Here is a 24,574-nt window from a genome sequence, read left to right as displayed (position 1 = left end):
TTTTAGAGAAAGCGTCTTTGTAGTGAACTATTCTTGAAAAATCAACTTAGCTGCTGCAAAAACTCCCCTTCTTCTGAACTTTAGCTAAGATTCAAAATGCTTTTGCAATGCGGAAAGCGCCCAAAACTCTCAATATTTAGACCAAGCCGATTCATCCGTAGGGTTAATCTAAAATCTGAAATCTAAAATCCAAAGTTAATTAACCCTTACAAAGCACTTGTCGCATCTTACGCATATTTGCAGGCAACTCTAAGTTCATTGCTTGTTGAATGAAAATTGATGGAATTGGAATCAGAGGGGTAGCTTGCACAGTATAAGCAAGGATTGTGCCATTACCATAATCTTTTAGTTCTAAATTGGCGTTAAAATCCTCAAAAGTCCCTTTTTCCATACGAAATTGAATTTGCTGCCCCAGCACTTCTACAACGCTGAGGTAAATTTCCACTTGAGCCGTGAAAAAGAAGAAGGCTTTTTGTGCTGCTTGATACAGACGTTTGACTTCACCTTTTTGTACTATCTCGCTTTTGGTGATATCGGGAAAATATTGCACCCACCGGGGGTAATCAGTTAATTGCTGCCAAACGTGCGATCGCACCATCGGCACATACATCCAGGCTGTCACCGCACCACCACATGTCTTGTGCGATCGCGTTTCTACCAAAATTTCACCCTGTACCAGCAACTTTTGCTTGTCTTGACTCCAAGCCATATCTGAACCTGCAATAATTGAATCTGATATATAAGACGCAGACATAATGATTTAAGTTACTCCTCAACTCATCCACCTAAATGGAGTTGAAATTACAAGCCATAAAACTTGATTTTGATCCAACTCATTAAATTTAGTTCCAGTCTAATCCCTATCTTTTCCGGAAACGGTGATTTTTTGCTAATTATTTCAGTTACTTTACTGTAAAAACTGTATTTCTTCTCAGAATTAACACAATTAGCACTTAAGTGACTTTTATCAAAGTAATACTTGTAGATGAACAACTGTGTTATTAACAGCTAGAATGGCACAAACACGACTTAATATCAAGTACCTTACCCCAGCGTTTGGATAGCATCTCTCGATTTTTACGTGTTATTTCTGATGAAACTGCAACTTCATCATAACTTCATATCTTAATTATCAATATCAAGTGTAATGTCTGTTGAGTTGAGAGGAAAAGTAAGTGAGTCAATCTTCTTTAAATCGTAGATTAATCCAGATTTTTGGTATCCTTCTTGGCGTTAGCGTCGCCGTCTGGGTACTGAGAGGTATTGGTATTCTCACTTTTATTCCAGGTGGAATTATTTGGCTACTACTACTTGGAGCGATCGCGATCGGGATTATCAGTTACGCCCAAAGGAGATGGTGGCGTTTTTAACAAGAGAGGCAGAGGAGGTAGGGAGAGAGAAATAAAATAGTGAAGCAATGCCAACAATTTACTAGGAAAAACGAACATGGCAAAGTATATATGTACTGTTTGCGGCTATGAATATGACCCAGAAGTAGGCGATCCAGATAGCGATATAGCACCGGGAACAGCCTTTGAAGATATACCAGATAATTGGGTATGTCCGACTTGCGGTGCCACAAAAGACCAATTTGAAATAGTTGAAGAGTGAAAATAACGGCTAGCCTAGTAAAGTACGTGCTATTGAGAAATTTTAGAACTTGCTACCGTTACAAATTGTAGTTATTGGGGGTGGGGCAGCGGGATTTTTTGGCGCGATCGCTTGTGCTAAAGCCAATCCTGATGCCCAAGTTACCTTACTCGAAGCCAGTCGTCAACCCCTAGCGAAAGTGCTAATTTCTGGTGGCGGACGCTGCAACGTTACTCACGCTTGCTTTGAGCCGGAGGAGTTAGTGCAAAATTACCCTAGAGGTGCAAAAGCTTTGCGGGGTGCTTTGACTCGGTTTGGGCCTCAAGACACAGTAGCTTGGTTTGCTGCTAGTGGAGTCTATCTAAAAACTGAAGCTGATAACCGGATGTTTCCTGTCACCAATACTTCAGAAACCATTGTGGAATGTCTGATTAAATCGGTGGCGAAAGCTGGTATAAAACTCCGTATCGGTACACATGTAACTTCGGTGAAACGAACCGCAGCAGATGGGGGTTTTGATATTCTTCTGAAATCGGGAGAGACGATTAAATGCGATCGCCTCCTTCTGGCAACCGGTAGTAGCCTTGCGGGTTATAAAATTGTCCGAGAGTTAGGTCATCAAATTGAACCGCCAGTACCCTCGTTATTTACCTTCAACATTGTCGATCAAAAGTTGCGGGAATTGGCTGGAGTAAGCGTTAACCCTGCTCAATTGCGGTTATCTGCGGGCGGAAAATCCCAATTGCAACAAACTGGGCCATTGCTAATTACCCACTGGGGTTTGAGTGGCCCGGCTGTTTTGAAGCTTTCTGCTTGGGGTGCGAGAGTTCTGCACGAAAGCCGCTACCAAGCCACATTATTGATTAATTGGCTACCTAATTTGCACCAAGAACAAGTGCGAGAAAAAGTTTTAGCAGTTAAGGATGAATGGGGAAAGAAAGCGATCGCATTGCATCGCGGCGTTGATCTCCCCCATCGTCTCTGGCAATATATCATTGCCCGTGCAGGCATTACCATAGAAGACCGTTGGGCAGAAATATCTAGTAAAACCTTAAATCAACTAGTGCAAGAGCTTACTCAAGGACAATACTTAATTAATGGCAAAGGAGCCTTCAAAGAAGAATTTGTTACCTGTGGTGGTGTCAAGCTCAAAGAAGTCAACTTCAAGACAATGGAAAGTCGGTTAGTTCCTGGTCTTTATTTTGCCGGAGAAATCTTAGATATTGATGGCGTTACCGGTGGGTTTAACTTCCAAAGTGCTTGGACAACCGGATATTTAGCAGGGATAGCAATGGCGACTAGCCACGAATAGTCTGCCGATCCAAAGTTGATGGATTTGGAGTGACACAAAGACGCGGAGATTTTTCTCCGTGTTAACCCGAACCCATTTACCAGTTCTTTAGGAACAAGCGATCGCTACTTAACTATATTTACTTATCAAAATTTGTACTAATCTTCTAGCATTTCCCACCTTGCCACTCTACATTCACACCAGCCACCCTAGAGAAGACTAATTTTTCAGGGTGTATTCGTTTTTCTATAAAAAATATATGAACACTGATAAAAATACTGCGTCTGAAATTATGTTGCAGGCAAGCCAGTATATGCTGCACGGCTTTCCAGTGCTTGGTGTTCCTGATGAGGAGCGGGCTGTAAAATACTTCAGTCTCAATCCATTTCTACCCAATGTCCAAAATCGTTGTCCGATTGAATGTGCCTATTGTGTCTGTCATCAAGACCGTGACTGGCATCATTATCCACAAAACTTTCAAGATGTCTCAGATCCAGTTGAGCTGCTCGATCTTTTGCTAGACTACATTTTTGCTACTCAGGAGGGACAAAAGGGTTTTCCAATTTCATTGTGCGATTACTCTGACCCCTTTATTCCAGCCCATCGAGAACGTGTACTATCAATTCTGGATGCACTGATTGACCGCAAAGCTGCCAATATAGTCTACATCACCACCAAAGTCCATCCTGGTCAATCTTTTCTAGAGCGCCTCAAAACAACTCTAGAGCGACCTCATTCACTTCGAGTCACTGTTTTTGTCAGTCTACCACCCTTGAAACCAGGCTATGAGCAAGCCTCAATTCAGAGCCGGGTACAGTTGTTACAAGATTTAGTAAACCTTGGGATTCCCTGTTGTTGGTATCTGCGTCCACTAGTTGAAGAGTGGTTTGATGAAGCCTTAATGTGGCAATTAGCACGGACACTATTGCCCCATGTTTCCCATCACGTTATTCTATCTGGGCTTGTGATGTCTGAAGACATTGAAGCAAGTCTGTTAAAACAGGAATTAATCGTTCCAGAATGGGATCGAACACAACCAGGACGTAAGCAATACTTGTCATTGGATTTCGAGTCAAAACTGCGCTCAATTCTCAGCGCTGTCGCTAGTGAGCAAAATACTTCTCTGGGCCCAGTGATGGGACATCGCCTATGCGGTACTAACGGCAATCATGCCTATGGCTGCCTGATTTGCGCCAAACAAAACCGTTATTGCCAGCTTTTTCAGCTTCATCACTATGGTGAAACGATCGCCGCCGAAGATAATCAACGCCTCAAGACGCTACTGAGACAAGATTCTGTGAAAGTAGGCTCATCTTTACAACGAGAGCCATCAACAGAAGAATGTCGGTGAAGTACTCCAACCTAGAGGGAATTTAGGAACGGTCTGATTGCTTTACTGCTATGCGTCTACAAAATTATTGTATTGGAGCATAAAGAGGGAAAATTATCTTGCGATTGTAGATCAATTTTGAACACACCCAACAATGAAATTCAGCGAAATCCTCCGTCAATTTGGTGACGCGGCCACCAATCATAGCCTGACTAGCAACCCAGACCAAGACCCAGAAATTACAGGGGTAGCAGCCATTGATGATGCTAGCAACGGTACTCTCAGTTATGTAGAAGGTGCAAAATTTGGGTCTTTTGTCGGCAATACCAATGCTAGTGCTTTAATTTTGCCCCAGTCCGAAAAATTACAGACGCTTGCACAAGAGAGGGGTATTGTCTGGCTAGCAACCTCAGATCCGCGATTATTGTTTGCCAAAGCGATCGCACTTTTTTATCAACCATATCGCCCTACCCCAGAAATTCATCCCACCGCTGTGATTCACTCTACCGCAAAAGTTGGTAGTGATGTTTATATTGGCCCCCATGCTGTGATTCAACAAGGGGTAGAAATTGGCAATAGTGCAATCATTCATCCCAACGTGGTGATTTATCCAGATGCCAAAATCGGCGATCGCACCACCTTACACGCCAACTGTACGATCCACGAACGCACCCGCATCGGTGCAGATTGCGTCATTCACAGTGGTGCTGTCATCGGTGCAGAAGGCTTTGGTTTTGTTCCTATCCCGACTGGTTGGTTCAAAATGGAACAATCTGGCTATACAGTCTTAGAAGATGGCGTAGAAGTTGGCTGCAACAGTGGCATTGACCGCCCATCCGTCGGAGAAACACGGGTAGGTCGCAATACAGTAATTGATAGCTTAGTGCAAATAGGTCATGGTTGCCAAATTGGTTCTAGCTGTGCGATCGCAGGTCAGGTTGGCATGGCGGGAGGTGTCAAACTGGGAAATCGCGTTATTTTAGCTGGACAAACAGGAATAGTCAATCAAGTGAAGATGGGAGATGGGTCGATGACATCTGCTCAAACTGGAATTCACAACGATGTTGCACCAGGAGAAATTGTCTGCGGAACTCCAGCCCTTCCTTACAAACTATATCTCAAGGTATCTGCTGTTTATGGTCGCCTGCCAGATATGTATCAATCACTAAAACAATTGCAACGTAAATTCAAAAATAGCAATGATTAAGTTGAAAGTTATCTAAATTGCATAACCAAATTTAAAATAACTCTTGTGATCCGGGCATCTTGTCCGTTCCACAAGAGTTGAAGAGTACTTGTCCGAGAAGTATTGGGAGGTGATTGAGTGATATCATCTCCGCCTAATGAGTTATAATTCCCGCATCTGTGCAAAAACCAGGAAACGCTCTTTCCCCCTGCCCCCTGCCCCCTGCCGTCTTAATGATAAGTCTTGAACCGGACACGATATGATGCCTTCCTCAACATTGGGGAGGGGAAGTTGGGTTAGTGCTTAAACAAATATCCACAAATGGTACACAATATCTGAGGCTAGACAGGTGCAGCTTGGCTAACTTTTTCCACACCCACAGGTACGTTAGGGTATTGCTGCTTTTTAGTGTAGAAGCCACTGATTGCACTCAAGTCTACTGGCAAATCTTTTGCCTGGTATAGTGCTTTGATGATACTTTTATTCCCTTGCCAGTCATCACCAGTAATATCCCAAACAATAACCCCTTGGACTCCGACATACTTTAAAAACTTCAATTTTTCAACAGCAGTTTCTGGAGTTTCAAAGTAGATATTGTGAGCATATGGATAGTTTCCTGGAACATGACTGACGAAATCAGGTCTTGGTGTACTTCCTAGCTCTTTAATATTGGCATCAGGAGCAGTATCAGAATAAGGATAATTTCTGACAATATCCTTGTACTGAATCACTTTATATCCTGGAGGTATCTCATGACTTTGGGGATCTTGATCTTTTTTATAAGCAAAGTCATACCCATACGTAGGTACTCCAAATGCCAGCTTATTCCTTGGAAGTCCTTGTCCCTTAGTCTGCCAGTTGACAAAATATGAGTTTGACCAGTACCACAAAGAATCTTCCACTGAAATAATCGGATTGTCATCAGGTTTTGGAGGTCTTTCTGGTAACGCTGGCCAAGGTTTCTCCTGTTGCTCTGGTATATAAGCCTTTTGCTCTCGGATGCTAAAGAGTTTTGTATGTGGGCCTACAGGAGATTTATCCGAAGCACCAGTCAGGTCATAGCTCATCACGCCAATCCACTCTACATAATCGGCCAGCTTTGGGTCATAGTTATTTCCATACCAAGATGTGGCAAACACAGCTGCTGAAACTGTTTTACCTAGCGGCAAAGCTTGCTTTAATCGCTCGGCAAATTTAGTCAAACCTAATCCGGCAGGATGGGGATCACCTGTAGGTCGGCCTCCCTGGTCAGGGTCTCCTGGATTTTTAGCCCACCAGCACTCCAAGTCTAGGTCTACACCATCTAGAGAATGATCGTTGATAAACTTGACTACCTTATTTACAGTTTGCGGGAGAAGTGGATCTGAAGGATTATTTCCTATCTTCTCCATGAGATACAAGAATCCATAATCTGTTGCACCTCCCAGGGCAATCAAGATTTTGGCATTATTTTTGTGTCCTGTGGTTACAACATCATCAAGGATTTCATTAACATCGTTTACTGATGTCTGAGTAAATTCACCAAGGTTTTTCTCCTCAAACATGAGAAATGAGATGATGCCATGAGTAATATTTTGATAAATCTTCTCATTAGCATAGTCAAAGCCTTCTGTCTTCCTCCAAGTTGGGATATAAGCAATAATTTTGGCTTCTTGAGTGTGAGTTTGAGATGTTAGATCATACAACTCATCATCAAATCGCCATCCATTCTCTTCAGGATTTCCTACCCCTGGTTCTGAACCCCAGAAAGCTGTTTTAAAGATATTTTGGTTATATCTGACTGTGACTCCTGCTTGGTATCCTTCAGGTTTATTCACCCAATCAGGAATGCCTAAATAATCTGTAGATAATCCCATTTTCTACCTCTTATGACTAACAATGAATCCAACTACGAATTAGCCAATAATCAATAGATTCGTTCTCTGACTGCTTGTCTTGTTAATTGGGTAATTACGTTGATGGTTAACAATTAAAGTTAGATATCAATTATCAATAACTCGTCTAACTTGAGAAATATATACGATTTAATTTCTCCTACATCCCAAGTTAGATGAATCTCAATAAAAATCAGGTATTTTATGACATTAATCAATGAATTTGATTTCGGTGTGGCGAATACATACCCAAAGAGATGGATAGGATGACCGGGAAAATCAGCGATCGCAAGGTTATGTGCGATCGCTAATGACTGAAAGCGTTAGATAGTAAATGTAATTCCAGGAGTGAGCGCACTCAAACTGACATCTTCAGCCACAGCAATCACGTCGCCGAAAGCGGGCGCTCCGAAGAAGATGACCGTATCTAAGATAGATGAGTCATTTGAAAAAATACCACTACCAATACTATTATTAGTATTGAAGTTTTGCTGTACGAATGTGTAATCGCTAGCAGAACCGCGAAGAGTGATCTTGTCCCCATCTAGTAGAGAGAAATCTGTGATCACAGCATGACCAGCTTGCCGATAAGAGTCACGTAGGTTGAACGTATCAACAGATTGAACCCCTTGAAATAGAACTCCTCCTGTTAAAATATCTATTTCTTGGCTATTAAAGCTACCACCACCTGAGAGGGTATCATTACCCTTACCTCCGGAAAGAATATCATTGCCAGAGTCACCATTTAGGCGATCGTTACCTGCGCCTGCGTCAAGGCGATCGTTGCCCAATCCACCAAATAGTACATCGTTGCCGCTACCAGCTAGCAGAATATCACCGCCATCGAGACCATTAAGAACTACGTTGACGTTTTGGTTGGCGCGACTGGCATCTATGCGATTGCTGCTAGCGCCTCCTTGGATTTCAACGTTTTCAATACCTTGGAGGGTATCTGTACCTGTGGCTGAATCATCTAGATTAGCTCCAGGGCCAAACTTGCCACCTTTGAGTTGGCTTTTATTTGGGTCATTGGCAAATGAGAACAGCTCAAAGTTATTGTCACCATTTATAAATAGGAAGTCTTCACCTCCTCCCCCGATATATTGGTCATCACCTGCTCCATCAAAGGCACTATCGGAAAAACTATCCCTCCCGGCTCCACCTTGGAGGAAGTCATTCCCTTGTCCTCCATTCAAATTATTGTTGTCATTTCCACCGATAAGAGTGTCATTGCCATTATTTCCACGCAGGAAGTTAAATCCCGTTCCTCCTACTATGCTGTCATTACCATCACCACCGTTGATCTGGTCAAGACCACGGCTACCTATGATGGTGTCATTACCTGCACCACCGAAGAGAAAGGTTCGCCCTGACAAAAGAGCCTGAGATGCATTAATCGTGTCATTACCGGAAGTACCAGTGAGCCTGACATCCTCTATCTCAGAAAACTGGTGGGCTAAATTACCGACAAACAACTGATTATTGGTTAAGAAATAATTTGAGGCTCCCTCAACACGCAGCTCGTCATTACCGACACCGCCAATCAGGGTATCGCCAACATCACCTATAGCCGGAAAGTTGCCGTTTTGAGCGATGAGAATATCGTTACCCGCACCGCCATTAACGCGATTGTTTCCAGTCCCACCAGAAAGGATGTCGTTGTCATCGCCGCCGTTGAGAGTGTCATTACCTGCGCCACCATCAAGGGTGTCTCTGTTGAATCCACCATCGAGGAAATCGTTACCAAGTCCCCCAAATAGAGAATCATTGCCAAAGTTGCCTATTAAAGTGTCGTTACCCGCGCCACCATTAACCGTATCGTTACCCGCTAGAGCATCGATCTTATCGTTGTCCCCATTAGCGATAATTTTGTCATCAGCAGGGGTTATGGTTCCACTAATAATCGCCATAATTTTGAGTCTCCTTTGATTTGGTTATGAGTTTGTGTATTATTTACCTGGTTTAGAGTTTGGACATTTCAATAAAGTTAGATTTATCCAAATCCCAATCGCTGCGGTTGCTGTTATTACAGATTGCCTTTTGCACTCAAAAACGTAAATATGGATAATTTAAGGAGTTTGATTCCCAGAAATTAAACGACAAAAGAAGTCAATTTAAGGTTAAGTAAGAAAATTTAAGGGGAGTAATCTTTGCTGAAATAGGCAAGGTAAGGATTACAGCCATTTGAATATAGTTTGGTGAAAAATCTGGAAAGTTGAGAATTCGGACTGTAGCTAAATATATAAATAGTTGTTATTCATTCCTGAGCAATGGACTTTGAAACAGCATTCAAAATATTAGATGCAGCAGTTGTTGCCCAGACAAAAAGACATCTGAAAGATATTGAAGTAACAATACTTCGTAGCTCTTGGCAAGGAAAGAAGTATGGTGAAATTGCCCAAGTTCATGGCTACACTACCGAATACCTACAGCATGATGTTGGCCCGAAGCTATGGCAAATGCTGTCAGCAGCATTTGGCGAAAAGGTTAGTAAAAAGAATTTTCAGGCAGCATTAGAGCGGCAGCAGCTTTCCGATACTGCTGCGTTACCAAAGCAGTTAGAGGCAACTTTACAGCCACAGCTAAAAAGGGAGAAAATGACATCCCCCAACTCCGGTTCTGAAGGAAATGAGGAAGTATTACTAACTAATGAACGACCTCAACTGAACACAGAACCAGAGTTTCCGGTAGGTCAAGTCCCTCTCACTTCTAGCTTTTATGTTGAACGTCCTCCAATTGAAGATCGCTGTTTTCAAGAGATTTTGCAGCCAGGTGCCCTAATTCGCATCAAAGCATCTAGACAGATGGGCAAAACCTCGCTAATGGCCAGGATTCTTGATGAAGCTAGAAAGCATGGCTGCCAAACAGTAGCTTTAAGCTTTCATTTAGCAGATAAAGCCGTTTTCACCAGCTTGGATACATTTTTACGCTGGTTCTGTGAAAGCGTTGGCAGGAAACTGAAGCAGCTTCATCAGTTAGATGATTATTGGAGCATTTATGGCAGTAAGGATAAAACCACTGCTTACTTTGAAGAATGTTTGTTAGAAGAAATCGACAGCCCATTAGTAATTAGCTTGGATGGCGTCGATCGCATTTTTCCACATCGGGAAATTGCTGAAGACTTTTTTAACCTGTTACGAGCTTGGTATGAGTATGCCAAGTATGGCGATCGCAGTAGCGAAATCTGGAAAAAACTCCGGCTAATTTTGGTACATTCTAAAGAAGTTTATATTCCGCTAAATATTAATCAATCTCCCTTTAACGTCGGATTGAGTATTGAATTACAAGAGTTTAATCAAGAACAAGTTCAAATTTTGGTTGAGCGTCATCAAGGACTAAATTGGATTGATACTCAGGTCGAAAAACTGATGGAGATGGTAGGAGGACATCCTTATTTAGTCCGGCTAGCTCTTTATCACGTTCAACATCAGGACATCACACTTGAGCAGTTGTTGGAAACAGCCCCAACTGAAGCGGGAATTTACAAAGACCATCTTCGAGGGCATTTGTGTAATCTCAACGATCATCCAAATTTAGTGGCAGCTTTTAGCCAGGTTGTGAAGAGTTTTGTACCGATAGAACTAGACTCGGAGTCAGCATTTAAATTACATAGCATGGGTCTGGTGGTATATTGTAATGACAATAAAGTGATGCCACGCTGCGATTTATACCGCCAATATTTTCAAAATCGCCTCAGTTAGTTATAAATTTTAACCAAGATGACACGTTGCTCATAGCTGAAAGTGAGGATGCATCCAACGAGCCAAGCAAAAAACTCGCCTTACAAATATCAAGTCGGAGGGAGTCTACAAATTGATGCTCCAAGCTATGTGCAGCGGCAAGCCGACAAAGATTTTTATGATGCACTAAAGGCTGGAGAATTTTGTTATGTCTTCAACTCGCGGCAGATGGGCAAGTCTAGTCTGCGAGTCCAAACAATGCGTAAACTGCAAGCAGAGAGTATTGCTTGTGGTGTTGTCGATATTACGGCAATTAGTAGTCAAGATATTACTTCATCTGAGTGGTATTTGGGCATACTGCGGAGGCTAGCGCGTAGCTTCATTCCCAAATTTAAAGTCCTGAATTGGTGGAGCGATCGCACTGCACTATCACCAATACAATGCTTGAGTGAGTTTATTGAGTCAGTGCTGTTGGCAGAAGTGTCTCAAAACATTGTGATTTTTGTAGACGAAATTGATAGCATTCTCAAATTAAACTTCAAGGATGATTTTTTAGCTTTGATTCGGGCTTGTTATAACAAACGAGCCGATAATCCAGCTTACCAGCGCCTTACCTTTGCTCTGCTAGGGGTGACTACTCCCTACGATTTGATTCAAGACAAACACCGCACACCTTTTAATATTGGTCGAGCAATTGAATTAAGCGGCTTTCAATGGCATGAAGCTCAACCATTAGCTGAGGGATTAGTGGGTATCGGTAATCCTCAGATAGTGTTGCGAGAGATATTAGCTTGGAGTGGTGGTCAACCTTTTCTCACTCAGAAACTTTGCCAGTTAGTGATGGCTACGCGAACGGCGAACGCATCTTCTCCCATTTCAGCAGATGGTGAAGCCGAGTATGTTGAGAAACTGGTACGTTCTCAAATAATTGCCAACTGGGAATCCCAAGATGAACCGGAGCATCTGAGGACAATTCGCGATCGCATTTTTTACCGACGCACTCAGCAATTGCTGGAGCTTTATCAGCAAATTTTACAAACAGGTCAAATCACAGCAGATAGCAGTCCTGAGCAAATAGAATTGCGGCTATCAGGATTGGTTGTCAAGCAACAGGGTTTATTAAAAGTTTATAACCGCATTTATGCTACTATTTTTAATCAAAATTGGGTTGATAAAGCCTTATCAAGTTCACAATCGGGAGAGCGATCGCGTCAAACATTGCCCAACAAGCGCCGTCTTCAAACTGTGCTTGTTTTAAGTGTGGTTGTCACAGCCTTGGTAATGGGGGTGCGACATCTGGGATTACTACAAGCTGCGGAGCTAAAAGCTTTCGACCAACTGCTGCGACTGCGCCCTAGCGAACAACCAGATCGCCGCCTTTTGGTAGTGGCGATCGCTGAAGATGATTTTCAGCTTCCAGAACAGCAGCAGCGAAAAGGGTCGCTCTCAGATCGGGCACTTGCTCTTTTGGTGGAAAAACTAGAGCAATATCAACCACGAGCCATTGGCTTAGATATTTATCGCGATTTCCCTGTAGATGCCAAAGAAGCACCTTTAGCTAATTGGATGCGGCGCAGCGATCGCTTCGTTGCTATTTGTAAAGTCAGCGAACCTCAAATTAATGAACCAGGCGTTTCACCCCCTCCAGAAGTTCCAATAGCGCGTCAAGGCTTTAGCGATTTTGTCAAAGACAGCGATGGTATTCTCCGCCGCCATCTGCTGGCGATGAAACCAAACGACTCATCCCCTTGTACTACGCCCTACGCTTTCAGCGCTCAATTGGCATTTCGTTATTTAGAGGCAGAAGGCATTTCTGTCAAGTACACCAAAAAAAAAGATTTGCAGATTGGCCAAGTTGTATTTAAGCGATTGCGATCGCACATGGGTGGCTATCAACAACTGGATGACTGGGGTTATCAAGTATTGCTAAATTACCGTTCCTTTAACTCTCCCTTAAAGGCTGTTGAGCAAATCACCTTAAAAGATTTGCTCAGGGGTGCGATCGATCCCAAAATCGTCAAGAATCGAATCGTACTTATCGGCATCACTAACCAAAGTGCTGGTGATTATTTTTCCACCCCTTACACGACCGATCATAAGCAGGAAATCCCAGGAGTTATTGTTCATGCTCAAATGGTGAGTCAAATTCTCAGTGCAGTTTTAGATGGACGAACTCTATTATGGATTTGGCCAGTTTGGGGTGAGGCTTTATGGGTTTTTTACTGGTCAGTTTTTGGAGGGATATTAGCATGGCGCATTCGTAATTCCTGGCTTTTAGGACTGGCGGTAGTTACTGTAATTGGGGTTATATCCGCAATTAGCTTTGTTATGCTTCTGAAAGGCATTTGGATACCGCTAATTCCTGGTGCGCTGGCTCTGGTTGTTACAAGTAGTAGTGTAGTCATCTACAGCATTTCTCAAGGTAGTAATAGTAGTATCAATCTGTCTAGGCAAGAAAGATCAGAGCAGGCGTAATTTCCGAAAATACCTTTCATTCTTTTGAATATCTAAATATCCTTCATCAGTCCGTTTATTATGCCCATTAGATATCTGTAAAATTGGATACTTACTAATGAAAATAGGTAAAAATTTTGAGTTACTACTGAAATGAATTTAGGTCTTAGACAGCTTAAACTTGCCTTCGGAATCAGTTTAGTATCGCTATGCTTCACGCCAGTACAAGCACAGCCCGTAAAATCGGAAATTCTTGCATCGGGGATTTTTAACGCACCTCCTCCCCCAGATGACATTAACGCACCCGGTAATCGCGTTGGAGGAGGAAAGCGCGGCTGCGAAAGCATGGACAAGCAGCTTGCTACATCCAAAAAAAAGCGACTAACAGCTTTAGTTCCGGTTTATCAGTTCTCAAATGCGGAATTAGTCTTTGGATTAACGACTATCTCCCATCCAACTTTCTGGTTTTACGTTCCTTATGATGTGGCCACAGTTTCCGCAGAGTTCGTGCTACAGAATGAAGCGGGGCAGACTATATATCAAAGCCCTGTTTCACTGTCTGGAACGCCAGGGGTTGTTAGCCTCTCTCTGCCATCGACAGCTTCCCCATTAGAAATTGGCAAGCGTTATCATTGGTATTTCAATACTTACTGTAATTTACAACAACCACCTGTTTTTGTTAATGGTTGGGTTAAAAGGGTCGAACCCAACCCAGTTTTAAAAAGTCAGTTAGAGACAGCAACACCAAAACAGCGCGTTGCTCTTTATGCCACTAATGGTATTTGGTACGAGTCCCTGACTGCTTCAGCCGAACTTCGCCGCCTAGACCCGAAACGTACTGATTGGGCTAACATGTTGCAATCTGTTGGTCTGAATGATATTGCTTCAGAAGCGATAGTAGACTGCTGTGAATAGCTGTAGGGGTACGGCAGTGAAACCCAACATGAACAAGGATCAACAAGCGTTGGGTTTCGTTCCTCAACCCAACCTACAGATGTTATAAGTATTTAACCAAACCTGATATTAGTCATTGCTACTTATGACTAAATTAGCGGGGATGCTACGCAGTGAAATCACGTTAACATTAGTTTGTAGAGCAGGCAATAAACCTGCTATTTTTTGTTTTTAATACTCAATTATCAAAAATGTCTTTTACTTATAATCGCACGGTTCGCTTTCAAGATACTGATACCGCTGGGGTAGTTTATTTTGCTAATGTTTTGGGTATTTGCCATGAAGCTTATGAAGAATCTTTAGAAGCATCAAGTATTAATCTCAAAGATTTTTTTACTAATCCATCTGTGGCTTTCCCGATTGTTCATGCTAGTGTAGATTTTTTGCGCCCTATGTTTGTCGGGGACAAGTTGCTGATTAGCTTAATTCCCCAAAAAATAGGTGTTGATAAGTTTGAAATTACTTACGAAATTACAGTGACTGAGGTGGTAGTTGCTAAGGCTATTACTAGGCATGTTTGTATTGATGTGAGTAGTAGAAGTAAGCAGGAATTACCTGATGAGATTATTCAGTGGTTGGAAACGAACCGCAGAGACGCTGAAGGTGCAGAGAGAAGAAGGTCGAGAGAGATTATGTAATGGGATTTTGAAGGAATTCTGTGGCTATTTGCTGTAATTTTTGGCGGTTAATTTTACCTTGGGAGTTGCGGGGTAAGTTGTGCTGAGGAATCCAATATTTAGGGATTTTAAATTTGCTAAGTTTGTCTTTGAGTAAGGTTTGGATTTTCAAGGCAGAGGTATCTGATTGTTTGGGAATGTAAATTGCTGTTAAGGCTTGTCCCCAGTGTTTATCTGGGATGCCTATGATACAAATATCAGCAACCATTTGAGTTGCTTGTATCGCTGATTCAATCTCTGCTGGGTAAATATTTTCTCCACCCGTAATAATTTTGTCACTGTTTCGTCCGACAATATTTAAATAACCTTGCTCGTCTAAAAAACCTAAATCATCTACTTGGAAATCAGTTTTACTTTCTCTGGTTTTAGGATAGTAACCAAGGGCTAAAGATTGAGCATAAATGTTAATATTTCCGATTATATTTGAGTTTAAAATTTCACCTTGCTGATTGCGAATAATTATCTGGGCATGGGGAAGAATTTGACCACTGCTAATTTTACCGCTCAGAAAATCATCTGGTTTTAGGGTAGCAATTTGAGAGGCTGTTTCTGTCATACCATAGGTTGGTGCTAACCGGATGCGATGAAATCTTGCTTTTTCTAAGAGTTCATTCCATGCTGGCGCACCTCCCAAAAATACAGTATTAAATTGGGAGAGCCATTCTGTTAATTTTGGATTTTCGAGAATTCGTTGTAACTGTGTTGGTACTAAAGATATGAAAAATTCTGATTGTTGAATATTTAATATTTCCCCTGATTCTAGTGATTTTAATGGTTGAATAGCCAGTTTACCTCCGGTGGTGAAAGAGCGCATAAATTGCATTAAACCGCTAACGTGATATAACGGTAAAAAGCAAAATGAATTGACTTGTTTTAGTTGAAAATATTCTGTAAATCCTTGTACAGATGCTATGAGAGTTTCCCAAGTGTGGATGGCAAACTTAATCTGTCCTGATGAACCACCTGTGGGAATCATAATCATTGGGTATGGGGCATGGGGGAGGCAGTGCGGTCTTCTGCCAAGGGGAGACGCTAAAAGCGATGGGGTTTCCCCAAGTGGAGCAACTGCCGTCATTGGGCATTGGTAATTATTCCCATTTCTCATTCCCCATTCCCTATTCCCTATTCCCCAAATAATATCTGGTTGTACTAAATCAAAGACTTGTTGCCATTCTTGTGTTCCCCAATCGGGGTTACAAAGAAAAACTGGACAATTAGCTGCACAAGCGGCAATAAAACTTGCTATAAATCTTAATGGTTCGCGTTCGGCTAAGATAATTTTTGGTGGCGTTCCACACGTTGATAACTGTGTTAGTTCTGAATATAGTTCTTGAGCTATTTGATTAAGTTGATGGTTGTTGTAACCGATAAGCAAATCATTTTTAGCCAGGTTATTAAAATAGTCTAAAGGTCGTTCCATAAACTTTGAAGCCAGGTTTCTTCTTGTTCAAAAAAATGGTCGATGCCAAAACCAATTGCCCTGTTGTTTCGGGATAATTCTGCTGCTAGCTGGAGTGCTGCAAGTCTTGCGATCGCAGTTTCAAATACTGATGAAAATACAGTATCAATTTGATGTTGATGGCAAAACTTTCTCAGACGAGATGGTGAGCCGACTATCCCAGGTTTAATCACAAAAATGCCTCGCCAACCTTGTTGATAACAGGCGGCGAGTTGCCCAAGTGTGGCGACAGATTCATCTAAAGCGATCGCAGTTTCATAACTCGTACTCAATTCCAACATCTGCTGAAATTGCTCAACGGGTAGTGGTTGTTCGATAAATTCAATTTCTAGGCGTAGTTCTGGATTTGCTTTGAGATTGTCGCAAGTCCACAGCCATAAGTTAGCTTCCTCATAGCTGAGTCCACCGTTGGCATCTAATCGCAGTTTGGTAAAGGCTGGTAAGGTGTGTATGAGTGACTCAAAAATTTTTAGTTCATGAGCGATCGCATCCACACCAATTTTCCATTTAAACGTGCGATATCCCTGTTGCCACAACGTTTCCCATTGATTTAAAGCTGCTTCCCCTGCTGGTAATAAGCCACTGAAAGATTGGGCATGGGGCATGGGGCATGGGGGAGGCAGTGCGGTCTTCTCCCAAGGGGAGACGCTAAAAGCGATGGGGTTTCCCCAAGTGGAGCAACTGCTGTCATTGGGCATTGAAAAGAATTCACTTCCCATCTCCCATGCTGACTCAAAGCCAAATTGACAAGCTGGTAACTCATCTGGGATAGAGAAAATCGTTTCATCTGTGATTTCTCTTGGAAGTTGGCGACAGAAATCTAAGGCTTGTTCTAGGGTTTCCGAACCGAACCAGCTAATGGGGGCGATTTCTCCCCAGCCGACTTTACCTGATTCATCCGTGAGACGGAGGATAATACCTTCACGAATATCCCACCTACCATGATTGGTGGTAAGCGATCGCAAAAATCTTCGCTGATAGGGACGAAATTCAAATTTGTAGTCATTAGTCATTAGTCAAGAGTCATTAGTTATTTTCCCCATGCCCAATGCCCAATGCGCTAAATCATAAATCCCAATCCCAACAGCAAGCAAGCCCAGAAATGCACGGCTACGGCGATGAATTTGCAGTTACTAACTTTGTCCGGTTGGTTGTGATTTTCTTGGACATGGCGGCATAATTTAATAGCAAAGGGTAAACTTACCCAACTCAGTAATGTCCAAGGTGGAGAAATTCCCCACAGCACAAACAGCAAGGTGAGGGGATAAATACTAGCGGTGAACCAAACTAGGAGTTGGGCCCCTTTTTGGGTTCCTAGACGGACGATAGGCGATCGCTTGCCTGCGGCTATGTCATCCTTAACCTGGTGAAAGTGTGAGCAAAACAAAATTAAGGTTGTGGTAATCCCAACAATTACTGAGGCTGCTAAACTCGTTATTGACCAAGTTTGGGTTTGGCTGTAATATGCTGCCTCCACAGCTAAGGGGCCAAAGGCAAAAAAGCAAATAATCTCGCCTAAACCCTGATATCCCAAGCGAAAGGGAGGCCCTTGGTACGTATAGCCTAGACCGCAGCACAGCAAAATTATCCCGATAACAGTTAAGTCTTGTTGCCAAAAGGCGATCGCTAGTATGCCTAGCAACCCCAAACCTAAACACAAATTTCCTATCCAAAATATTAATGGCTTATTGCCTGTTAAGTTCACCAGAGAATGGTGCTTATTTTGATCAATCCCTGTTTCGGAATCAAAGACATCATTACTGATATTTTCCCAGGCAAGAATTAAGATTGCCGCAGCGACAAAAGTAGAAAATACTGCACCATTGAAAATTTTAGTTTCGGCAAATGCTACTGCTGTTCCTACCCAAATGGGCATAATGGCAACGCTGTACATTGGCGGTTTAATCGCTGCCATCCATAACTTAGTGTTGGGATATAAAATCTGTTTGGTGGTCATCAGTCGTGATTAATTAAATTGCCGGAATATTACTCACACTTGAGATTTTATGATTTAAAGAGACGCTAGATATTCATGAGCTAAAAACAACTGCTACTTTGACTATGGCTCGTTAACCTTGCGTTGCTAACACTCCACCCTCACGTTGCAGCCTAAGGCTGGAACTGGCTTGTCAGGGTCTAGGAACACCATGAACAAAGCAAATCCTACGCTGGTGAAATGACAACTTAATATGTTACCTGTAGAAATACGACCACGATTAATTACACTTTAGGAAGTTAACTTAAAAAAAATTTACTATAGATCCATGACAGTTTCACCATGTCGTAACAACTTCTTTGTAGAGCACAAAGATTTATATCAATTTCTGGTAGCAGTGCAAGAAAAGTGCGTCAACAATAATTGTAGGCAAATTGTCAGTATCTCCCAAGAGATCGATTTAGTTGACCCTTTACTTGTATTGGATAAACTTACACAAGCAAATGAAATAAATTTTTACTTTGAGGACAGAGGTAAAGGAGAAGCGATCGCGGCAATTGATGCTGTAGCAAAATTACAGATTGATGGCGTAGACCGTTTCAGTCAAGCGGAAGATTTTATCAAATCTTGTCTAAAAAATATAATTAATTTTGGTAACGCTAACCAGCCTTTTTCCGGCCCTCACTTTTTTTGTTATTTCAGCTTTTTTGATAAAAATGCCCAATTAGATTATCCATTTCCATCTGCCACCATCTTTCTTCCCCGTTGGCAAGTAGCTGTCAAAAATCAGCGTTGCATATTAGTAACAAATATAATTATCAATGCAAATGTAAATATTGAAAGATTGTTGAAAAATCTGCAAAACAAAATTGAATTTATCCAATCTTTAGAATATTACTCTGCTAGTATTGATTGTTTCCCAGCTAATTTCTATAAAAAATCTGTTACTAATGCTGCTCAGTTTAAACGTTCAGTAGTGTCTGCTTTAGAAAAAATTCGGTCTAGTCATTTAAGTAAAGTTGTCCTAGCAGATATATTAGACGTAAAGTCAAGCAACCACTTTAACTTAGTTAAATCCTTAAATAATCTTAGGCAAATACATCCTAACTGTTATATTTTTTCTACAAGTAATGGCAAAGGACAAAACTTTATTGGTGCAAGTCCAGAAAGATTAATTAGTATTAATAATCAACAGTTAATCACTGATGCTTTAGCTGGTTCTGCACCACGAGGCAAAACCCCTGCTGAAGATGCAGCTAATGCCAATCGCTTACTCAATAGTGAAAAAGAAAAGCACGAACATTTGCTGGTACTTGATTTCATTACACAACGCCTATGCCAGCTAGGTTTATTCCCTCAAATATTAGCACCGCGTCTACGACAATTATCCAACATCCAACATTTATGGACACCAATAAATGCTACAGTTCCTACTAACATACATCCATTAAAGATTGTCGCTCAATTGCATCCTACACCAGCCGTTGCCGGTGCATCACGAGATGTTGCTTGTGCCGAAATTCGTCGTTATGAAAGCTTTGAAAGAGGTTTGTATGCTGCGCCTCTGGGTTGGATAGATTCTCAGGGAAACTGCGAGTTTATTGTGGGGATTCGTTCAGCATTAATTGATGGCGATCGCGCGAGATTGTATGCTGGTGCTGGTATCGTTGCGGGATCTAATCCTGACAAAGAATTTGCAGAGGTGCAACTGAAACTTCAGGCGTTACTAAAAGCGTTAGTTTAAAGAGATTTATAAATTAAAAAACATCCAAAGATTTCTCTGTATGAGAGCTTATATTCTAGTTCCAGTATCGGAGATTTTTTATGAAAATAGAAGTCATAAAAGCTACTCAAGAACAAAAGTTAGTGCTGTGTAGTTTAATGGAACTATATCAGTATGACTTAAGTGAGATAGAAGCTAAAGATGTAGATGTCTGCGGCTTGTTTAGCTATCGATATCTTGATTACTATTGGATAGAACCTGAGCGACACCCATTTTTAGTTAAAGTTAATGAGAAACTGGCAGGGTTTGTACTTGTTAATCAGCACACCTACCTTCATCAAAATAGCAATGCTATGTCTATTGCTGAGTTCTTTATCCTCAAGAAGTATCGAAATCATGGCATTGGGAAACAGGTAGCTACTAACATTTTTAACCAGTTTCCCGGCAGTTGGGAGGTACGGCAGACTGCTTTGAACTTAGGCGCACAAGCTTTTTGGGATAAAGTAATTAGTCAATACACTAATGGAGCTTTTAACGAGGTTTTCTTAAATGATGACCGATGGCATGGCCCAATTAAAATTTTTGACAATTCAGATAAACTATTAACATAAAAAATACACCGATTTCTCCGGTGTATTTATAGCGTTACTAAAGCATATCCTTTTGACGATGTTTTACACTAAATCCTGATGAGTAAAAGCTTTAGCATTCGCCCCAGTGTAAGTAGCAACAATATGACCATCACCAGTCATTTGATATTTGTATGTCACTAATCCTTCTAAACCAACGGGGCCACGGGGAGGCATTTGTTGCGTACTAATTCCTACTTCTGCACCGAAACCATAACGGAAACCATCAGCCAAGCGGGTAGAACAATTGTGGAATATATTAGCTGAATTTACTAGTCCAAAGAAAGTTTCCACAGATACTAAATCTTCAGAAATAATGGCATCGGTATGACGAGAACCATATTCGTTAATATGTGCGATCGCATCTTCTATAGAGTCTACAATCTTTATCGACAAAATAAAATCGCTATATTCTGTTTCCCAGTCGGTTTCTGTTGCAGATACAATGTTAGGTAAAACTTTCAAGGTGCGTCGATCGCCTCTTAATTCCACATGGTGTTCTTGCAAAGCTTCAGCAACTTTCGGTAAAAATTCTGTAGCAATTGATTGGTGAACTAGCAAAGTCTCAATTGCATTACAAACAGCAGGATATTGGGCTTTGGCATCGACGGTAATCGGAACTGCTTTAGAAAGATCGGCAGCTTTATCTATATAAAGGTGACAAATCCCGTCAGCGTGACCTAGTACCGGAATGCGTGTATTCTCCTGCACAAATCTAACAAAGGAATTAGAACCTCTAGGAATAATTAAATCCACATATTTATCTAACTTCAACAGTTCTAGAGTTTCTTCTCTGGTTGTGAGCAAGTGTACTGCATCTGGGTTAACAGCAGTTTGAGATAATCCTTGTTTAATTGCCTTAACTATCGCTTCACAAGAACGGACAGCTTCTTTTCCACATTTGAGGATCACACCATTTCCCGACTTGATCGCCAAGGAAACAATTTGAATCGCCGCCTCTGGACGAGCTTCAAAAATAATCCCCAAAACGCCTAAAGGACAAGTGATGCGCTTGAGAATTAAGCCACTATCAAGTTCGCGGTGAATCTGTACTTTACCAATTGGATCGGCTAGTTTACCAACATCTCGTACCCCAGCGATCGCATCTCTTAATTTATGTTCATCTAACTGCAAGCGCTTATAAAGTGGTTGGGGAATCCCTTCGGCAGTAGCAGCTTTACAATCAGCAACATTTGCTTGTAAAATTTCATCTCTAGCTGATTCTAAAGCTTGCGCGATCGCAACAATTGCCTGATTTTTTGCCTCAGTGGAGAGAATCGCTAGCTTACTTGCAGCTTGGCGGGTTTGCCCTGCGATCGTAATTAGGGAAGAACCAATATCAAGAATAGTCATAGTACAAATATTTACCTTTTCTTCATCTTATCAATCTCAGGTTATGTTCATCATTTGTCTTCCTCCAATCGGGTGAACCATTTGGGTAATCAATAATTACCCTGATCGGGTGAGGCAAGACTTGGTTCAAAACATTTATTCTGTGATTATGGAACACAGATCAAGAGGTAGTAAGTTTACAGACTTAAAAATATTCTAAGTATCATTACATATTTTATTTGAAAATCCTAAATATGATTTATGCGTTCCCCAGGCTAGATAGACATATTAATCTATGTTTCTCTAGCCTTTTACTTAAGTAAATAATTTATACTACTATTATTTTAATTTTTACGAAATTGCAGTGACGAACGCTGGATCTATTGAGTATTGATAGATCAAATACCACTCCTTTGCTAGGGAGATCCTATGTCATTGCAATCTGCATTAGATGCCTTAAAACAGAAACGTTATCAAGAAGCGGTTGAATTACTCGAACAATTCTGCCGCGATTGTGTTGAACACGATTCCTCAGATTATCTTTCAGCACAGATGTGGCTGATGAAAGCCTATCAAGCCACAGGCGAAACCGAAAAAGCCAAAATGCTGTGTCAAAAGTTAATCATGAGTGAAAACCCACAGGCTCGCAGTTGGGCAGAACAAGCTAGTCAATCCTTCCGTCAAAAGCCAGCAACTCAGTCTAACGCTAGCCAAAAAGCTGGTCGCGCCGCTACTACTGGGATGAAATTAGCGATGGGGGGTGTGGGTGGTAGTTTGGCGTTAGCTTCTGGTGTCACCATGACCTTGCTGTTTGGCATGGTGTTGGCTTTAGGTTTGAGCTTAGTATTTATTTTGGGTAACGATAATCCCCTCCAAGGATTAGCGATCGCTATTGGTATTACCCTAGTTTTTAATCTCGCCGCTTTTTTCATATCTCCATTCATCATGGACTTAACCCAAGGCTGGCTTTACCAAACTCGCTGGGTAGAGTTGGCAGAAGTTGAAACCCTCAGTCCAGAGACAGCTAAAGTTATTCGCCAAGTCTGTGAGCAGAAAAAGCTGAAAACGCCCCGTTTGGGAATCATTAACGACCAAAACCCTACGGCTTTTACTTATGGTTCATTGCCGAACAGCGCCCGTTTAATCGTCAGTCAGGGACTTTTCACATACCTAGATGACGATGAAATTGCTACTGTTTACGCCCACGAATTGGGGCACATAGTCCACTGGGACTTTGCAGTGATGACAGTAGCTTCTACCTTAGTGCAAATTTGTTACTTGATTTACAGCACAGCCAGAAGATTTGGGCGTGGTGGTGGCGATAGCAAAATCAAAGATGCGATGCAAACTGCTGCCTTGGTTGCCTACGTGTTTTATATCGTCGGTACTTATCTAGTGCTGTACCTCTCCCGCACCAGGGAATACTTTGCCGACCACTTTGCAGCCGAAAGTACAGGTAATCCCAATGGATTATCCCGCGCTTTGGTGAAGATTGCCTACGGAATTTTGGAAGAAGGTTCACGCACACAAGAACCCAGCCGTTTAATTGAAGGAACTCGCGCCTTGGGTATCTATGACCATAAAGCTGCCGCTTCCACAGGAACCGCTTACCGCATTGCATCCGATACCCAAAAAATTGGTCGCGTCTTTCTGTGGGATATGTTTAATCCTTGGGGCTGGTGGATGGAGTTAAATTCCACTCATCCCTTGACAGGTAAACGAGTTCGTGCATTAAGCAACTATGCCGAACAATTGGGTTTACCGACCGAGTTTGATATGGGGCGAGTTATTGGAGAAGGTAAAACTCTTAATAAAAGTAGGCTTTACGGCAACTTCTTTTTAGATGTTGTGCTGTACGGCGCTGAAACTATAGGTTTCTTTGTTGGCTTGGTAATGGGTGTAATTCTGTGGTCAAGTTCTCCAAACACAGGTTTGGTAATAGGTGCGCCACTTATTGGCTTAGGGATCGGAATTATGGTCAAAGCCTTGGTGATGTTTCCCGACTACAAGCAAGCACCAGAAACCGATATTCTCACCCTGATGTCAGACCCCTATGCCAGTCCGTTACGTGGACAACCTGCAAAACTTGAAGGTCAACTCATTGGTCGTGGCGACGCTGGTTATAAATTTGGTTCCGATTTAAAAATTCAGGATCGTAGTGGGATGCTTTATCTGCATTACACCTCACGCTTTGGCCCCATTGGCAATTTCCTATTTGGGATGAAACGAGTCCAAAGCTTGATTGGTGAACAAGTTGGGGCTGTGGGTTGGTTCCGTCGAGGTGTTGCGCCTTGGATGGATCTGATTCAACTCCAGAGTGAAAATGGCACTATTGTCAACAGTTACCATCGCTTCTGGTCATTCATGCTTGGCGGTGGATCGATTATCCTAGGAGTGGTCTTGACTATGTTTTTGAGCAGCAGATAGCTGAGTTTCTAGTCTGCTGTCAAAGCATTTCT

19 protein-coding genes are annotated in these 24,574 nt (G+C 41.9%); 12 read left to right on the top strand and 7 right to left on the bottom strand.

Features of this window, described 5'->3' with window-relative positions:
- Nucleotides 1–199: 199 nt before the first annotated feature.
- Nucleotides 200–754, bottom strand: coding sequence for an SRPBCC family protein (locus HWQ44_RS06810; protein WP_292716637.1), 555 nt, complete (start codon nucleotides 752–754; stop codon nucleotides 200–202).
- 421 nt (nucleotides 755–1,175) lie between these two features.
- Here HWQ44_RS06810 and HWQ44_RS06805 point away from each other — a divergent pair, with 421 nt between their 5' ends.
- The 5 genes from HWQ44_RS06805 to lpxD all read left to right on the top strand — a co-directional run bounded on the left by HWQ44_RS06805 (nucleotide 1,176) and on the right by lpxD (nucleotide 5,418).
- The gene (locus tag HWQ44_RS06805; RefSeq protein ID WP_292716635.1) at nucleotides 1,176–1,370 is read left to right on the top strand and encodes a hypothetical protein; all 195 of its coding nucleotides are present in this window, start codon (nucleotides 1,176–1,178) and stop codon (nucleotides 1,368–1,370) included.
- Between the two features lie 76 nt (nucleotides 1,371–1,446).
- Entirely contained in the window at nucleotides 1,447–1,611 is a 165-nt protein-coding gene (gene rd, locus HWQ44_RS06800; protein ID WP_292716632.1) for a rubredoxin, read from the top strand.
- A gap of 49 nt (nucleotides 1,612–1,660) precedes the next feature.
- Nucleotides 1,661–2,902, top strand: coding sequence for an NAD(P)/FAD-dependent oxidoreductase (locus HWQ44_RS06795; protein WP_292716629.1), 1,242 nt, complete (start codon nucleotides 1,661–1,663; stop codon nucleotides 2,900–2,902).
- 238 nt (nucleotides 2,903–3,140) lie between these two features.
- Nucleotides 3,141–4,232 carry a hypothetical protein gene (locus HWQ44_RS06790; protein ID WP_292716626.1) on the top strand — a complete coding sequence of 364 codons (1,092 nt, stop codon included), beginning with the start codon at nucleotides 3,141–3,143 and terminating at the stop codon, nucleotides 4,230–4,232.
- A 133-nt stretch (nucleotides 4,233–4,365) separates the two neighbouring features.
- The gene (lpxD, locus tag HWQ44_RS06785) at nucleotides 4,366–5,418 is read left to right on the top strand and encodes a UDP-3-O-(3-hydroxymyristoyl)glucosamine N-acyltransferase (RefSeq protein WP_292716624.1); all 1,053 of its coding nucleotides are present in this window, start codon (nucleotides 4,366–4,368) and stop codon (nucleotides 5,416–5,418) included.
- A gap of 320 nt (nucleotides 5,419–5,738) precedes the next feature.
- On the opposite strand, the gene HWQ44_RS06780 is transcribed toward lpxD, so the two are convergent.
- Both HWQ44_RS06780 and HWQ44_RS06775 read right to left on the bottom strand, forming a co-directional pair.
- Nucleotides 5,739–7,253, bottom strand: coding sequence for a glycoside hydrolase family 18 protein (locus HWQ44_RS06780; protein WP_292716621.1), 1,515 nt, complete (start codon nucleotides 7,251–7,253; stop codon nucleotides 5,739–5,741).
- Nucleotides 7,254–7,594: 341 nt separating this feature from the next.
- Nucleotides 7,595–9,181, bottom strand: a complete 1,587-nt coding sequence (locus HWQ44_RS06775) for a calcium-binding protein (protein WP_292716618.1) — start codon at nucleotides 9,179–9,181, stop codon at nucleotides 7,595–7,597.
- Nucleotides 9,182–9,541: 360 nt separating this feature from the next.
- On the opposite strand from HWQ44_RS06775, the gene HWQ44_RS06770 reads away from it, so the two are divergent.
- The 4 genes from HWQ44_RS06770 (at nucleotide 9,542) to HWQ44_RS06755 (ending at nucleotide 14,997) form a co-directional block, all read left to right on the top strand.
- Nucleotides 9,542–10,972 carry an AAA-like domain-containing protein gene (locus tag HWQ44_RS06770; RefSeq protein WP_292716615.1) on the top strand — a complete coding sequence of 477 codons (1,431 nt, stop codon included), beginning with the start codon at nucleotides 9,542–9,544 and terminating at the stop codon, nucleotides 10,970–10,972.
- A 48-nt stretch (nucleotides 10,973–11,020) separates the two neighbouring features.
- Nucleotides 11,021–13,426: a CHASE2 domain-containing protein gene (locus HWQ44_RS06765; RefSeq protein ID WP_292716612.1), complete on the top strand. Its 2,406-nt coding sequence runs from the start codon at nucleotides 11,021–11,023 to the stop codon at nucleotides 13,424–13,426.
- A gap of 132 nt (nucleotides 13,427–13,558) precedes the next feature.
- Nucleotides 13,559–14,320 (top strand): DUF928 domain-containing protein, encoded by a 762-nt coding sequence (locus HWQ44_RS06760; RefSeq protein WP_292716609.1) that lies wholly within the window; start codon nucleotides 13,559–13,561, stop codon nucleotides 14,318–14,320.
- A gap of 230 nt (nucleotides 14,321–14,550) precedes the next feature.
- The gene (locus HWQ44_RS06755) at nucleotides 14,551–14,997 is read left to right on the top strand and encodes a thioesterase family protein (RefSeq protein WP_292716606.1); all 447 of its coding nucleotides are present in this window, start codon (nucleotides 14,551–14,553) and stop codon (nucleotides 14,995–14,997) included.
- Here the strand turns inward: HWQ44_RS06755 and HWQ44_RS06750 are convergent.
- From HWQ44_RS06750 to menA, 3 genes are read right to left on the bottom strand one after another with little or no spacing between them, the layout of a single operon-like run.
- Entirely contained in the window at nucleotides 14,990–16,456 is a 1,467-nt protein-coding gene (locus tag HWQ44_RS06750) for a 2-succinylbenzoate--CoA ligase (protein WP_292716603.1), read from the bottom strand. The two genes, HWQ44_RS06755 and HWQ44_RS06750, sit on opposite strands and share 8 nt — an antisense overlap.
- Nucleotides 16,441–17,508 carry an o-succinylbenzoate synthase gene (locus tag HWQ44_RS06745; RefSeq protein WP_292716600.1) on the bottom strand — a complete coding sequence of 356 codons (1,068 nt, stop codon included), beginning with the start codon at nucleotides 17,506–17,508 and terminating at the stop codon, nucleotides 16,441–16,443. The genes HWQ44_RS06750 and HWQ44_RS06745 overlap by 16 nt, the downstream gene beginning before the upstream one ends.
- A gap of 47 nt (nucleotides 17,509–17,555) precedes the next feature.
- Nucleotides 17,556–18,452, bottom strand: coding sequence for a 2-carboxy-1,4-naphthoquinone phytyltransferase (gene menA / locus HWQ44_RS06740; RefSeq protein WP_292716597.1), 897 nt, complete (start codon nucleotides 18,450–18,452; stop codon nucleotides 17,556–17,558).
- Nucleotides 18,453–18,759: 307 nt separating this feature from the next.
- Between menA and HWQ44_RS06735 the strand changes: the two genes are divergently transcribed.
- Entirely contained in the window at nucleotides 18,760–20,175 is a 1,416-nt protein-coding gene (locus HWQ44_RS06735) for an isochorismate synthase MenF (RefSeq protein WP_292716594.1), read from the top strand.
- Nucleotides 20,176–20,255: 80 nt separating this feature from the next.
- On the top strand, nucleotides 20,256–20,765 hold the full coding sequence (locus tag HWQ44_RS06730) for a GNAT family N-acetyltransferase (RefSeq protein ID WP_292716592.1): 510 nt from the start codon (nucleotides 20,256–20,258) through the stop codon (nucleotides 20,763–20,765).
- A gap of 63 nt (nucleotides 20,766–20,828) precedes the next feature.
- Here HWQ44_RS06730 and HWQ44_RS06725 read toward each other — a convergent pair whose 3' ends face one another.
- Nucleotides 20,829–22,136, bottom strand: a complete 1,308-nt coding sequence (locus HWQ44_RS06725) for a glutamate-5-semialdehyde dehydrogenase (protein WP_292716590.1) — start codon at nucleotides 22,134–22,136, stop codon at nucleotides 20,829–20,831.
- Between the two features lie 408 nt (nucleotides 22,137–22,544).
- Between HWQ44_RS06725 and HWQ44_RS06720 the strand changes: the two genes are divergently transcribed.
- Nucleotides 22,545–24,542, top strand: a complete 1,998-nt coding sequence (locus HWQ44_RS06720) for a zinc metalloprotease HtpX (protein ID WP_292716587.1) — start codon at nucleotides 22,545–22,547, stop codon at nucleotides 24,540–24,542.
- Nucleotides 24,543–24,574 lie beyond the last annotated feature (32 nt).

It is taken from the genome of Nostoc sp. JL34 (genome assembly GCF_017114945.1).
In the GTDB taxonomy this organism is placed as follows: Bacteria; Cyanobacteriota; Cyanobacteriia; order Cyanobacteriales; family Nostocaceae; genus Nostoc.
This window is presented reverse-complemented; position numbering and strand designations above follow the sequence as displayed.